The 819-nt window shown below is 63.0% G+C and carries 1 pseudogene; it reads left to right on the forward strand.

Features of this window, described 5'->3' with window-relative positions:
• Positions 1-819: pseudogene (locus HU755_RS26915) on the forward strand (RHS repeat protein); the annotation flags it as partial.

The following is an 819-nucleotide window of genomic DNA, read 5'->3' on the forward strand; positions in this document are numbered from 1 at the left end:
GGCGCCAGTCGCGCCTACAGCTACGGTGCCTACGGTCAGGTCACCGCCGAACGCGACGAACTCGGACGCATCACCCGCTACGAATATGACGACGACCTGCACCTGGTCTCGCGGCGAATCAACCACGACGGCACCTGCGTGCAGTATCGCTACGACCATGCGCAGTTGCTGCTCACCGAGATCGAAAACGAGTCCGGGGAAACATACCGTCTGGATTACACGCCCACCGGGCTGATCCGCGAGCAAAGCGGTTTCGACGGCCGGCGCACCGCTTACGCCTACGACCTAAACGGTCACTTGCTGGAAAAGACCGAGTTCGGTGAGCACGGTTTGACGCTGGTCACCCAGTACCAGCGCGACGCGGCAGGAAGGTTGCAGGTCAAGACCCTGCCCGACGGGGTGAAAGTTCGTTATGACTACGACCGCCTCGGCCGACTGATCGCGGTCGATGACGGCCAGGACCACCCGCTGGCCTTCGAATACGACCGCCAGGACCGGCTGATCACCGAACATCAGGGCTGGGGCACCCTGCGCTATACCTACGACGCCTGCGGCCAGCTCAAGCGGATGCGCCTGCCGGACAACAGCCGGCTCGACTATCACTACGCCAAGGGCGGTGCGCTAAAAGCCATCGACCTCAACGGCACGCCGCTGACGCAGCATGTTTATCGGTCAGGACGCGAGCAGCAACGCCAGCAAGGCCTGCTGCTCAGCGAATATGCCTACGACGATCAGGGGCGCTTGCTCGCCCACGCTGTAGGTCATCAGCACGCGGCGCTGTATCGCCGCGATTATGCCTACAGCGCCAACGGCAACCTC

Source organism: Pseudomonas sp. SWRI111 (assembly GCF_014268555.1).
Classification (GTDB): domain Bacteria; phylum Pseudomonadota; class Gammaproteobacteria; order Pseudomonadales; family Pseudomonadaceae; genus Aquipseudomonas; species Aquipseudomonas hamedanensis.